Raw genomic sequence first — 13,201 nt, forward strand, 5'->3', positions numbered from 1 at the left:
AATCGCTGCTCATGCAGCGTGGTCATAGCGATTGACCGAAATCGCATTTGCAATTCTTCTCGCTTGGGTCCATCACCCCTTTTTGAATCCTGGATTTGATTTGAGAAGGCTCCCCCATGGCGACAGAACAGAAGATCCCCGTTTTCGATGGCCACAACGACGTGCTGCTGCGCCTATGGTCATCTGATGCTTCCGCGCCGGAAAAGCGTTTTCTTCAAGGCGAGCAAGTCGGACATATCGACCTTCCACGCGCCCAGAAGGGTGGGCTGGGCGGCGGTCTTTGCGCAGTATATGTGCCCTCGCCTTCACGAGAACTGGATGTCAATGGCAATCTGGCAACGCCAAGCCAGACGGATGCGATGAAGGCAACGCTCGCCATGTCGGCGATCTTGCTGAAGATCGAACGGGCATCGGAAGGCAAGGTCCGCATCTGCCGCACGGCTGCCGATATTCGCGATGCTTTTGCCAAGGGCATTTTCGCTTCAGTGTACCATATCGAAGGTGTTGAGGCCTTTAGCGAAGACCTTGACGCCCTGTATGTTTTGTATGAGGCCGGCCTTCGAACGCTCGGACCGGTATGGAGCCGTCCGAATATATTTGCTTATGGTATCCCGTTCCGGTTTCCGGCGTCGCCGGACATTGGCCCCGGCCTCACCGATCATGGCAAAGCACTCATTCGCGCCTGCAATGAACTCAAAGTCATGGTCGATCTTTCCCATATGAATGAGAAAGGGTTTTGGGACATCGCGGCGATTTCCGATGCGCCGCTGGTGGCTTCGCATTCCAATGCTCACGCTCTTTGCCAGCAAAGCCGCAATCTGACCGACAAACAACTGGATGCCATTCGCGATACTGGCGGCCTTGTCGGACTTAACTTCGGCGTTTCATTCCTGCGTGAAGACGGAAAACGCGATCCAAACACGGATTTGACGGAGCTTGTTCGCCATGCCGATTATATCGTCAATCGCATTGGGATCGACCATCTGGCTCTGGGTTCCGATTTTGACGGCACCACGATTTCTTCGACACTTCGCGATGTGAGCGATCTCCAGCTCGTCATAGAAGCCTTCCGCAAACATGGCTATGATGATGCTTCCATCGTTAAGCTGGCCCACGGAAACTGGATCAATGTCCTTGAGCGGACATGGGGCGCTTAAACAAGAAAGATCTCACCCCTCAAGGGTGAGATCGAAAACGTGATGATGGATATGACCATCGAACATTTCCAAGAGGCCCTTCGTGGCCTCTCGACTTTCATATCGAACAGGTGAAGCAAGCGCTTCCGTCAAAGCCTCCCTACTGTCATACATCGTCCAAAGCACCATCGGGTAGTCTGGCGCCCCTTCGTCACGTTCGACAGCGTAAAGAACACGAACTTCCCTGATACCCGGAAAAGCGAGCCACATCGGCATGAGAGTATCGGCAACATAAGCTTTGAACGCATCCTCGCGCCCAGCATGAATAGTACCTTCAAAAAAGGCCTGTCTGACAATCATCGAAGTAACTCAGTTTACCTTGGTAGGCGGGACGTCGCCGGAAAAATACGCGGCAAGATTGGCGAGTACCAGTTCGCCCATTCCGACACGTGTTTCTACCGTTGCACTACCCTGATGCGGCATCAGCACCGTATTTGGCGCGGTCAGAAAGGCCTCCCTGATCGTCGGCTCGTTGACGAAAACATCAAGACCGGCACCAGCGATAGTTCCGCTATTCAAAGCAGCTAGAAGCGCATCCTCATCGACCACACTGCCCCGGGCCACATTAACCAGAAAGCCTTTACTTCCAAGCGCTGCGAGAACATCAGCGTTGACGATATTGGCCGTCGATGGGTTGGCAGCGACGCAAACCGCGAGCACGTCGCTCTGCTGCGCAAGTTCCATCGGCGTCGCATGAGCAATCCAGTTTGTACCAGCGACAGGCGAGCGATTCCAATAATGCACTTCCATGCCGAACGCTTCCGCACGTCGCGCAAAGGATTTTCCGATCTGGCCGAGCCCTAGAACGCCAACCCGCTTGCCCTTCGGACTAACGCCGAGAGGAAATCCTTCACGACGCGCCCATTTGCCTTCCCGCACAAACTGGTCGCCCGTAACAACATGGCGCATAACGGCCAGCATGAGGGCAATTCCCGTATCGGCAACATCATCGGTCAGGACACCCGGTGTGGTGCTGACATGCACATTCCGATCCCGCGCGAAGCCAAGATCGACCTTGTCTGTCCCGACACCGTTGATGGCGATCAGGCCAAGCGATGGCAGACGCTCCATCCATTCGTTGGAAAGCCCCGTTCCACCGCCGGCAACAACGGCACGAATTGTGCCGAGGCTCGTATCAATGGCCGCCTTGTCTTCCGGCTTGTACAGGCGGAGAACCTTGTATGTCGCATCCAATCGTTCTTCGATCAGCGGCATCATCGGTTCTATGAGCAGAACTTCGTTCGTCACTTCAAACTCCATTACTAAACTATTGGAGATGATCAGGAAATCTGACCAATAAATGCCTTCGTGCGCTCATGCTTCGGATTACCAAAGAATTCCTCCGGTTCCGCCATCTCGAGAATTTGCCCTTGATCCATGAAGATGACACGGTCTGCCACCTGTCGTGCGAAGCCCATTTCATGGGTAACGCAGAGCATGGTCATACCTTCCTTGGCGAGATCGATCATGGTGTCGAGAACTTCCTTGACCATTTCGGGATCAAGTGCCGAAGTCGGTTCATCGAAAAGCATGATCTTGGGATTCATGCAGAGTGCACGTGCAATCGCCACACGCTGTTGCTGACCGCCGGATAGCTGTGCCGGATATTTATCCGCTTGTTCAGGAATGCGAACACGCTCCAGATATTTGCGTGCTGTCTTTTCGGCTTCAGACTTGGAAACACCACGCACTTTCATCGGAGCCAAAGTGCAATTCTCAAGAACCGTCATATGCGGAAAGAGATTGAACTGCTGGAAAACCATGCCGGTTTCCTGTCGGACAATATCCACATTCTTTCCACCCGCCGTCAGATCATGGCCGTCAACAATGATGCGGCCCTCCTGAATGGTCTCCAGCTGATTGATGCAGCGGATAAGGGTCGACTTTCCCGAGCCAGACGGACCGCAAATCACAATGCGCTCGCCGCGAGCGACATTCAGATCAATATCCCTGAGAGCATGGTAAGTGCCATACCACTTATTCACACCCTGCATGAGTACTGCAGGATCGGAAACACCCTGCGGAAGCCGGTTCGTTTTTCCCTGAGCCGTCTGGTTCATGTTGAGAAACTCACTTTCGTGGACTGGGTCGTCATGCCCGTCCATTCGGCGGGCATGACAAAATTCGAGAGCTTACTTTGCCTGAGAAACAAAATCTGGCAGAGGCGTACCGAGCCACTTCTCATGGATCTTGTTCAGTTCGCCGTCGCTCTTCGCCTTCTCGATAAACTTATTGACGAAATCGAGCATTTCAGTCGAACCTTTGCGAACTGCGATGCCTTGCACCTGCTGACTGAGCTGAATTTTCTGCTCATAACGACCCGGCGCAGCCTTTTCGATCTCGGCAGCCACAACGTTGGAAAGACCGATCAACTCAACCTGGCCCGAAAGCAGAGCCTGCACAGCGCTCGCATCATCATCGAAGCGACGGATGTTGGCATCCTGCGGTGCTACCTTGGTTACTGCCGTGTCCTGTGTGGACGCGCGCGCGACGCCGATGGTTTTACCGGAAAGATCCTCCGGCTTTGCAACAGCAATATCTTTTGGTCCAAACACTCCGATCGAAATTCCCGCATAGGGTTGCGAGAAATCAACGCTCTTTGCACGTTCCTCAGTAATACCGAGTGAAGCAACCAGAACATCGACCTGTCCGCTCTGCAGATATGGAATACGGTTTGGACCGGTAACCGGAACGATTTGAGCTTCAACGCCTAGTTCCTTAGCCAGCAACTTCGCAACATCGGCATCGTAGCCATCCGGTTCGTTGCTGGTATTCATGATGCCGAATGGCGGAAAATCGACCAGCATACCGATCTTGATTTTGCCAGCAGACTTGATGCCGTCAACGGTCTGCGCAAACGCTGTCGGTGCCAACACCGTTGCGAGAGCGCCCGCACCAATCAAGGCCATTGCCAAACGTCTGGTGATAGTCATGCTTATTCCTTCCCTATTAATAGCCGGTCTCCTCACCGGCATCGTTTCATTATCTCTCGGCACATTCGCTGATGTAGTATCGTGCCACATTCAGTCGGAAGTGCCGTTTGTATTTCCCAAGCCCCCCAAATTACCGAGCTGTAGCGCGAGAAAACCTCATTTCCATACGGCGCGCCAAAATAGATAGCGGCCAGCAAAGGACAAAATAAACAGCCGCCACAGTACCGAACACCATGAATGGGCTGAATGTTGCGTTGTTGATGATCTGCCCCTGTCGTGTCAGTTCCGTAAAGCCAATGATAGCGGCAAGCGACGTGCCCTTGATGAGCTGCACGAGAAAGCCCACTGTCGGCGCGACAGAAATGCGCGCGGCTTGCGGCAGGATTACGTAGCGCATACGATTATAGTAGCGCAGCCCCAGCGCCGTAGCCGCTTCACGTTGGCCGGGCGGCACTGCATCAATACAACCGCGCCAAATCTCTCCAAGAAAAGCACTGGCGTGCAATGTCAGCGCAATCGTCGCTGCAATCCACGGATTGATGCCCAGACCAAAAATATTCAGGCCGAAAAACACCAGGAATAGCTGCATGAGAAGCGGCGTCCCCTGAAACAGCCGTATGAAGCCGAGTGCGATGTAACGTGGAACCCGAGCGTCAGAGACGCGCATCAGCGCGACAAGCAATCCACCGATTCCGCCACCGACAAAAGCAATAGCAGAAAGAGCGATAGTCCATTGCGCTGCATAGACGATAATGAGGAATTCGTTCCAACCGAAAGGTCTGATCATAGCCTGCTCCTATCGGCTCAACGGATATCTGAATGCCACCTTCTCGATCAGCGCAAAAATGGCCGAGAAACCGATGGACATGACAAGGTACATCAGCGTGATAACGATATAGACCTCGAAACTCGCAAAGGTTGCCGACTGGAGATCGTTACCGGCGGCCGCAAGCTCGTTGGCGGAGATCACAGAGACAACACTCGAAGTCAGCATCAGATAGATGAATTGGCTGGTCAGTGACGGATAAACCGTTCGCAAAGCCGGTTTCATGATGACATAGCGAAAGACCTGCAGTTTGGAGAGGCCAAGTGCCGTTCCCGCTTCCACCTGACCTTTATGAATGGATTCAATACCTGCGCGAATAATCTCCGTGCCGTAGGCACCAAAATTCACCACCAGCGCAAGCAGCGCTGCGCTGTTGGGCGACAATCGCAAACCAGCGGAAGGCAACCCAAAAAAGATGAAAAAAATCTGCACCAGAAACGGCGTATTGCGGATAATTTCGATGTAAGCATCGATAATGAAGCGCACCGGCTTTGGTCCGGAAGTCTTGCCGACCGCGCAGACAATCGAGACTATGAGGCCGAGCACCATAGCGGCGCAGGAAAGCTCAATTGTCTGCCATGCGCCGACAAGCAGCTTATCCATCGACGCGAAAACGGGCGCGAAGTTGAAATTATACAATGCTGAACCTCCCGGTACACGAATTATGCCGACTTTTCCTCCCGACGGCAATAAATTTAGATCGATCTAAATGTGTTTGACCTCACTCGTCAATCATTAATTCGGATTAGATGACAGACGCTTTTACCGGTCCGCAGGACTGCCTTACCTGCAGATATGTTTCACTAACAATCCGTTGCGCTTCGGTTTTTGGGCTTGCCAAACGGGACAGAAGCAATCTCGCGGCATTCTGGCCCACTGTAACAGGTCGAGTTGATACAGAACTCAAGCGCGGACGCGTCGCTTCCGCATCGCTTACGTCATCGAAGCCTATCAGTGAGAAGTCCTCACCGACTTTTCTCCTGCAATCATAAAGTCCCGCAGAAAGGCCCAGCGCAATCACATCATTGAAGCAGATCGCCGCCGTCGGCTCGCGGCCTTCCTGAAAGAGTATCGGAGCAGCTTTGGCAATTTCCGGCATTGTATGCGGAAAACGAACAATCATCCCTGCATCAAGACCTTGTCGTTGCATAGCATCACGAAAACCTTCGACACGCTCGCGATATGCTGAATGAATCGGGCCATGTACAGCAAATGCGATTGTTCTGTGCCCAAGCCTGGCAAGATGATTGACCGCCTGTCGCATACCGCCTGCGTAATCAACGCCTGCATAGTCAATTCGATCAGTCACATGGCGCAGCACCTGCACCACAGGCAAGCCCCAGTCAGCGATTTGTTCGATGAATTCCGGCGCTGTTTCTGCAGTCGGCGACATGATCACGCCATCAACGCCGTGCTCACGCATGCGCTGCATGAGAATACTTTGGTTAGCGAAGTTCTCGTGACTGTTTGCCAGAAGGACGACCAGCCCCGCTTCACCCACAACACTGTCTATTCCCGAAAGCAATTCGCCGTAAAATGGATTGCCGAGGGTAGGCACGATGACGCCAACCGTATTCGATCGCTCTACCCGGAGACTAGCGGCCCCCATGTTGTAGACATAGCCCAACTCCTTTAGGGCTTTTTCCACCTTTTCGCGCGTCGCCGCTCCCACCAACGGGCTTTTGCGGATGACGAGGGAAGCTGTTGCGCGTGATACACTGGCGTGGCGTGCCACATCCAGAAGCGTAACGCGACTTTTCCTGCGATCGTCACTCGGCATAAGTTCACCTGTCAGCAAGTTGGGTAATGTCCGATCCGATTGAAGGCAAAACTCAATAAAACCGTCGGCCAGATTCGAAAGGCATATATCAATTCACTCTGCGGCGTTGGTCAATCCGCCGGCCAGCAAACCTGCAATCATCATATGAGAATGGCATAGGGCAACTTTCCCAACTCCTCAATTATACGCACGTTCTCCCCACGATTATCACTTGCCTTTCGTTTTTTTTCATTTCGAATGCTATCGTTTTCGTATTTATTCTGCCATTGGGAGAATCGAAGGTTGATCCTTTGGCAAAAATTGCATTCATATAAGTGCAACGAATATATCGCAGATGTCGGAACTTTGAGACCCTCACCAAGGAGCTCGAATGTTCACGCAATCTCACACTCGAGGAGGAAACATGCTTATCCGTCTGATTACGACTTCGGCGCTGACGAGCGCCCTCGCCCTCACCATCGGTTCGCAGGCATTCGCCCAGACGGAACTGGCATGGTGGCACGGCATGACCGGTGCCAACAACGAAATGGTCAATGAGCTTTCGAAAGAGTTCAACGAAAGCCAGAGCGAATACAAAATCGTTCCCGTCTATAAGGGAACCTACCCCGAAACGTTGAATGCCGGCATCGCCGCGTTTCGTTCCAAGCAGCCGCCTGCAATCCTTCAGGTCTTCGATGCTGGCAGCGGTGTCATGATGGCTGCTGAAGGTGCTGTGGTTCCTGCTGCTGAAGTTTTGGAAAAGGGCGGCTTCAAGTTCGACAAGTCGCAATATCTGCCCGGCATCGTCGCTTACTATTCGAAGCCGGATGGCACCATGCTGTCTTTCCCGTACAATTCCTCGTCGCCAATCCTTTATTACAACAAGGACGCTTTCAAGAAGGCTGGCCTTGATGAAAACAATCCGCCAAAGACCTGGCCGGAAGTTTTCGAAGCTGCCAAGAAGATCAAGTCTAGCGGCGCAGCACCCTGCGGTTTCACCTCCACATGGCTGACCTGGATTCAGACCGAAAACTTCGCTGCCTGGAACAACGTCCCTTATGGCACCAATGAAAACGGCCTTGGTGGAACCGATGTAAAGCTCGAAATCAATTCACCGCTTTACATCCAGCACTTCCAGTCGATTGCCGATCTCGCGAAAGACGGCACGTTCCGCTATGGCGGCCGCACATCGGAAGCCAAGCAGCTTTTCACCTCCGGTGAATGCGCAATGTTGACCGAATCCTCCGGCGGCCTCGGAGATGTCGTAAAGTCCGGCATCAATTACGGTATCGGCCAGCTGCCTTATTATGAAGGTCACGGCCCGCAGAACACGATCCCTGGCGGTGCGGCCCTCTGGGTCTTCGCCGGCCTCAGCGACGAACAGTACAAGGGTGTTGCAGAATTCTTCAACTTCCTTTCGCAGACCAAAATCCAGGTCAAGCTGCACGAAAAGTCCGGCTATCTACCCGTAACACTGGCTGCTTACGAAGAAACCAAAAAGTCGGATTTCTATGAAAAAAATCCGGGCCGTGAGACACCTATCCTCCAGATGATGGGCAAGGCACCGACCGAAAATTCAAAGGGTGTTCGCCTCATCAACCTGCCGCAGGTTCGCGATATTCTGAACGAAGAATTCGAAGCCATGCTCGGCGGCAAGCAGGATGCGAAAACGGCGCTCGAAAACGGCGTCAAGCGCGCTAACGACGCGATTGCCGCAGCTCAGTAATCGATCACATTGACACAACGCCGCCTGTCTCTGTGGCAGGCGGCCTTGTTACCCACGAGGACGCTCCCCGTGCAGAAAGTTACCTTTCCGAATAAAATCTTGCCCTATTTCCTGCTGGCCCCACAGATCGTTCTGACAGTGGTGTTTTTCTTCTGGCCAGCCAGTCAGGCAATTTATCAGTCCTTCATGCGTGAAGACGCATTCGGATTGAAGTCTACCTTTGTGGGACTGGCCAACTTCACAACCGTTCTGGCCGACCCCAACTATCTACACTCGTTCAGAGTAACGATTGTCTTCAATGTCCTGACCGCACTGCTTGCGATGGGTGCAGCACTATTACTTGCAACGGCGGCAGATCGCGTTATCCGCGGCAAGACGTTTTATCGTACGCTCCTGATCTGGCCTTATGCTGTGGCTCCCGCCGTCGCAGGCATGTTGTGGCTCTTCATGTTCAACCCGGCGATGGGCACCTTTGCCTATATTTTGCGCCGTAATGGCATCGCATGGGACCCGCTGCTTGATGATAATCAGGCCATGGGCTTAGTCGTCGTGGCAGCTGCATGGAAGCAAATTTCTTATAACTTCCTGTTCTTTGTTGCAGGGTTACAGGCAATTCCTAAATCGTTGATCGAAGCAGCCGCCATCGATGGCGCGCGAGGATCGCGACGATTCTGGTCTATTGTATTTCCGCTTCTTGCACCGACTTCATTCTTCCTGCTGGTCGTGAACACTGTCTACGCCTTCTTCGACACATTCGGCATCATCCATGCCGTGACAGGCGGGGGACCAGCCAGAGCCACCGAAACGCTGGTCTACAAAGTTTACAATGATGGCTTCGTCAACTTGAACCTAGGTTCCTCTTCGGCACAGTCCGTCATTTTGATGGCAATCGTTATTGCCTTGACCGCCTTCCAGTTCCGCTTCGTCGAGAAGCGCGTACATTATTCGTGAGTGAGGCGACAATGATAGAAAAACGCCCAGTCTCAAACCTGATCGGCCACCTCATCCTGATCGTAGGCATTATTATCGTCGCCTTTCCGATCTACTATACCTTCGTCGCTTCGACGATGACTTCGACACAGATCATTCGCCCGCCGATTTCGTTGTTGCCAGGCGACCATTTCGTAGAAAACTACGGCGAGGCCATCTTCGGTGGCGTGGAACGCGTTGTCGGCGTCAGTCTCGAGCGGCTTCTCTGGAACTCGTTCGTGGTCGCCATGGCCATCGCCGTCGGCAAGATCATCATCTCGTTCATGTCGGCCTTCGCGATTGTGTTTTTTCGCTTTCCGCTACGTATGTTTTTCTTCTGGATGATCTTCATAACCTTGATGCTGCCGGTAGAGGTTCGTATCCTGCCGACCTACAAGGTGATTGTGGATCTCGGTTTGATCGATACCTATGCCGGGCTTACGCTACCGCTGATGGCGTCTGCGACCGCGACTTTCCTGTTCCGTCAGTTTTTCCTCACCATTCCCGGTGAACTGGTTGAAGCAGCGCGTATCGACAACGCTGGGCCATTCCGTTTCATGCGGGATATCCTGCTTCCCCTTTCAAAGACGAATATTGCAGCACTTTTCGTCATTCTCTTCATTTATGGATGGACCCAGTATCTGTGGCCGCTGCTTGTTACCAATGACGCCAAGATGAACACGATCATCATCGGCTTGCGCCGCATGGTTGACTGGGCCGATGCGTCCACGCCGTGGAATTACGTCATGGTAACAGCCATTCTGGCCATCATCCCACCGATCCTCGTTGTGGTGCTGATGCAGCGCTGGTTCGTCAAAGGTCTCGTTGAAACGGAAAAGTAATGAGCAAAATCGTTCTTGATAACGTCCGCAAGAGCTATGGCGGCAATGTCGAAGTCATCAAAGGCGTATCGCTGGAGATCAACGACGGCGAATTTGTAGTACTGGTAGGCCCATCGGGCTGCGGTAAATCCACACTCCTGCGTATGATAGCTGGTCTTGAGGGTATTACATCCGGCACCATCTCTATTGGCGACCGCGTGGTCAATGATGTTGAACCTGCTGAACGCGATATCGCCATGGTGTTCCAGAATTATGCGCTCTACCCGCATATGACGGTTCGCGAAAATCTTGCTTACGGCTTGAAAAACCGCAAAACGCCAAAAGACGAAATTGAACGTCGCATAGCGAAGGCTGCTAAGGCACTCGAAATTGAACAATTTCTTGAGCGCAAGCCGCGTCAACTTTCTGGTGGCCAACGCCAACGTGTCGCCATGGGGCGCGCCATTGTACGTGAACCAGCAGCGTTCCTCTTCGATGAACCGCTTTCTAACCTGGACGCAAAATTACGCGTTCAGATGCGTGTTGAAATCAAGCGTCTGCAGCGTTCGCTCGGCACTACGAGCGTTTATGTCACCCATGACCAGATGGAGGCCATGACCATGGCTGACCGCCTCGTCGTGCTAAATGCTGGCCACATCGAACAGGTCGGCACGCCGATTGAACTTTATGAAAAGCCAGCATCCACATTCGTTGCAACATTTATCGGCTCACCGTCGATGAACCTGCTGCAAAGCGGAGAATCCACTGGCTGGAAAACCGGTAGCGCTGTGAAAGCACCTGCCGGGAATTTCACCATCGGCGTTCGTCCAGAAGATATCCGCATCCTGGAAGACGGGGAGGCAGATGCTGACGGTTTCAACACGACCGTCCGTATTGAGGCTGTCGAACTTGTCGGTGCAGAAAGCTACATCCATGCTGCCTTGCCGGATGGCAAGCCGCTTATTTTCCGCGTTGCTGGACGATCGACACATAATATTGACGAAACGGTCAGAGTTGGTGCACTCGCAGGAAATGTGCATGTTTTCGGCGGTGACGGTCAGCGCTTAAATAATTGACATTATAGCGGGTTGCGTCCTTCAAAAGGACGCAACCCGCTATAATAATCGATTTCTGTTTTAGAATTTATCGGCTACACAGAGGTGGAATATTTTTCCGCCGGTGAGGAAATTCCGATAGATGACGCATCAGCAGATACTCTCCTTCGCAGTAATCATACTCATGATGGGGGCGTTTATCTGGGGCAAATTCCGCTATGATGTCGTTGCACTCTGTGCGCTCCTCCTGGCGATAGCTGTTGGGGTCGTCCCCTTCGATCAGGCTTTCTCAGGTTTCAGCGATGATATTGTCATCATTGTTGGCAGTGCCTTGGTGGTGAGCGCAGGCGTCGCACGTTCAGGTCTCATGCAAGCGGCAGTCCAACGGTTCTTGCCAGAAATGAACAGCGTCAGACTACAGCTCGTCGTTCTGGTAGCAGTCGTTACCGTTCTTTCCGCCTTTGTGAAGAACGTCGGTGCGCTGGCAATCATGATCCCAGTCGCTTTTCAGTTTGCGCGCCGGTCCAACGTTTCACCATCGACCTTTCTCATGCCCATGGCATTCGGTGCACTGCTTGGCGGTTTGATGACCCAAGTAGGTACTTCGCCGAATATCGTCGTTTCTCGTATACGTGGCGAGATGGTCGGCGAACCATTCACCATGTTTGACTTCACCCCCGTCGGTGCCGTGCTGTCAGCGGTAGGGCTCATCTATCTCACGCTTTTTTATTGGCTCGTTCCACAACGCACTCGCGAAAACGTATCGCTGGACGAGGCAATCAAGATCAAGAATTACGCCTCTGAAGCACGCATCACCAAAGCTTCTACGATGACCGGCAAGCGCGTGACCGATCTCATCAAGGCCGCCGAAGGCGAAGCGATGGTGACTTCCATCATACGCAACGATCAGCGATTGACGCCGCTTCCCGACACCCTGCTGACCGAAGGAGATGTCGTCCTTCTCGAAGGAGATCCAAAGGCGCTCGATGCGATCATAAGCGCCGGAAAACTCACATTATCCGAAAACCGGAATCCCTCCGAGACTAGCGGCTCCACCGACATCGAGGTCGTGGAAGCTGTTATAGGAAAGAACTCGCGCCTCATTGGACTGACGGCCCAGCGACTTGCCCTATTCGCGCGCTATGACCTCAACTTGCTGGCAGTCAGCAGACCAGGTGAACGCATTACAGAACGTCTCAGTGAGGTCATTCTGCGCTTCGGCGATGTGATCGTGTTGCAAGGCAGACAAGCAAATCTATCTACCTTCCTGCCGGAGTTCGAATTGCTGCCGCTTGCCCGTCGCAAACTGATGCTCGGTAGCGTTAGACGCGGATTGATCCCGCTCGCTATTCTGATTGCTGCCATCGGGGCAACCGCTTTAAGTCTTGTGCCAGTGGCGATCGCTTTCTTTGCCGCTGCCGTCGCTATGCTGTTATTCAAAGTGATCCCTCTCAACGAGGTCTATGATGAAATTGATGGCCCAATTCTGGTCATGCTTGCTGCACTTATCCCTGTTTCGGATGCGTTGAGAACAACCGGCGGCACGGATCTCATAGCAGAAGGACTCGCCACAATCGGTCATCAATTGCCGCCAGCAGGTGCATTGGCGCTCATCCTTGTGGCGGCAATGATGGTGACACCATTTCTCAACAATGCCGCAACTGTGCTCGTCATGGCTCCCATAGCAACAAGTTTTGCTTCTGGACTCGGTTTTAAGCCGGAGGCCTTTCTGATGGCAGTTGCTATCGGTGCGGGATGTGACTTCCTCACGCCGATTGGCCATCAATGCAATACGCTGGTCATGGGGCCAGGTGGTTATAAATTTAGTGATTATCCACGTCTGGGATTACCGCTATCAATCATTATCGCGATTGTGACGGTTCCCACATTGATGTTCTTTTGGCCCCTTAAATAGT

13 protein-coding genes are annotated in these 13,201 nt (G+C 52.9%); 6 read left to right on the top strand and 7 right to left on the bottom strand.

Features of this window, described 5'->3' with window-relative positions; translation table 11 throughout:
- Nucleotides 1–116 precede the first annotated feature (116 nt).
- Complete coding sequence (locus tag MKS82_RS20470) at nucleotides 117–1,157, top strand: dipeptidase (protein WP_109986519.1); 1,041 nt, start codon at nucleotides 117–119, stop codon at nucleotides 1,155–1,157.
- 12 nt (nucleotides 1,158–1,169) lie between these two features.
- Here the strand turns inward: MKS82_RS20470 and MKS82_RS20475 are convergent, their stop codons facing one another.
- The 7 genes from MKS82_RS20475 to MKS82_RS20505 form a co-directional block, all read right to left on the bottom strand.
- The gene (locus MKS82_RS20475; protein WP_109986518.1) at nucleotides 1,170–1,496 is read right to left on the bottom strand and encodes a hypothetical protein; all 327 of its coding nucleotides are present in this window, start codon (nucleotides 1,494–1,496) and stop codon (nucleotides 1,170–1,172) included.
- Nucleotides 1,497–1,505: 9 nt separating this feature from the next.
- Nucleotides 1,506–2,456 carry a 2-hydroxyacid dehydrogenase gene (locus MKS82_RS20480; protein WP_109986517.1) on the bottom strand — a complete coding sequence of 317 codons (951 nt, stop codon included), beginning with the start codon at nucleotides 2,454–2,456 and terminating at the stop codon, nucleotides 1,506–1,508.
- Between the two features lie 20 nt (nucleotides 2,457–2,476).
- The gene (locus MKS82_RS20485; protein ID WP_109986647.1) at nucleotides 2,477–3,256 is read right to left on the bottom strand and encodes an amino acid ABC transporter ATP-binding protein; all 780 of its coding nucleotides are present in this window, start codon (nucleotides 3,254–3,256) and stop codon (nucleotides 2,477–2,479) included.
- A gap of 72 nt (nucleotides 3,257–3,328) precedes the next feature.
- Nucleotides 3,329–4,129: a transporter substrate-binding domain-containing protein gene (locus MKS82_RS20490; protein WP_176037821.1), complete on the bottom strand. Its 801-nt coding sequence runs from the start codon at nucleotides 4,127–4,129 to the stop codon at nucleotides 3,329–3,331.
- Between the two features lie 130 nt (nucleotides 4,130–4,259).
- Nucleotides 4,260–4,916, bottom strand: a complete 657-nt coding sequence (locus tag MKS82_RS20495; RefSeq protein ID WP_109986516.1) for an amino acid ABC transporter permease — start codon at nucleotides 4,914–4,916, stop codon at nucleotides 4,260–4,262.
- Nucleotides 4,917–4,925: 9 nt separating this feature from the next.
- Nucleotides 4,926–5,594 (bottom strand): amino acid ABC transporter permease, encoded by a 669-nt coding sequence (locus MKS82_RS20500; protein WP_109986515.1) that lies wholly within the window; start codon nucleotides 5,592–5,594, stop codon nucleotides 4,926–4,928.
- A gap of 106 nt (nucleotides 5,595–5,700) precedes the next feature.
- Complete coding sequence (locus MKS82_RS20505) at nucleotides 5,701–6,735, bottom strand: LacI family DNA-binding transcriptional regulator (protein ID WP_109986514.1); 1,035 nt, start codon at nucleotides 6,733–6,735, stop codon at nucleotides 5,701–5,703.
- A gap of 403 nt (nucleotides 6,736–7,138) precedes the next feature.
- On the opposite strand from MKS82_RS20505, the gene ugpB reads away from it, so the two are divergent.
- The 5 genes from ugpB to MKS82_RS20530 all read left to right on the top strand — a co-directional run bounded on the left by ugpB (nucleotide 7,139) and on the right by MKS82_RS20530 (nucleotide 13,200).
- The gene (gene ugpB / locus MKS82_RS20510) at nucleotides 7,139–8,440 is read left to right on the top strand and encodes a sn-glycerol-3-phosphate ABC transporter substrate-binding protein UgpB (protein WP_181394237.1); all 1,302 of its coding nucleotides are present in this window, start codon (nucleotides 7,139–7,141) and stop codon (nucleotides 8,438–8,440) included.
- A gap of 69 nt (nucleotides 8,441–8,509) precedes the next feature.
- Nucleotides 8,510–9,391, top strand: a complete 882-nt coding sequence (ugpA, locus tag MKS82_RS20515; RefSeq protein WP_109986513.1) for a sn-glycerol-3-phosphate ABC transporter permease UgpA — start codon at nucleotides 8,510–8,512, stop codon at nucleotides 9,389–9,391.
- An 11-nt stretch (nucleotides 9,392–9,402) separates the two neighbouring features.
- Complete coding sequence (gene ugpE / locus MKS82_RS20520; protein WP_061347105.1) at nucleotides 9,403–10,251, top strand: sn-glycerol-3-phosphate ABC transporter permease UgpE; 849 nt, start codon at nucleotides 9,403–9,405, stop codon at nucleotides 10,249–10,251.
- Nucleotides 10,251–11,306 (top strand): sn-glycerol-3-phosphate import ATP-binding protein UgpC, encoded by a 1,056-nt coding sequence (locus MKS82_RS20525; RefSeq protein WP_109986512.1) that lies wholly within the window; start codon nucleotides 10,251–10,253, stop codon nucleotides 11,304–11,306. Before ugpE ends, MKS82_RS20525 begins: the two co-directional genes overlap by 1 nt.
- Before the next feature lie 121 nt (nucleotides 11,307–11,427).
- Nucleotides 11,428–13,200, top strand: a complete 1,773-nt coding sequence (locus tag MKS82_RS20530; RefSeq protein ID WP_109986511.1) for an SLC13 family permease — start codon at nucleotides 11,428–11,430, stop codon at nucleotides 13,198–13,200.
- The last annotated feature ends 1 nt before the right edge of the window (nucleotide 13,201 follow it).

It is taken from the genome of Ochrobactrum sp. A-1 (assembly GCF_022488005.1).
Classification (GTDB): domain Bacteria; phylum Pseudomonadota; class Alphaproteobacteria; order Rhizobiales; family Rhizobiaceae; genus Brucella.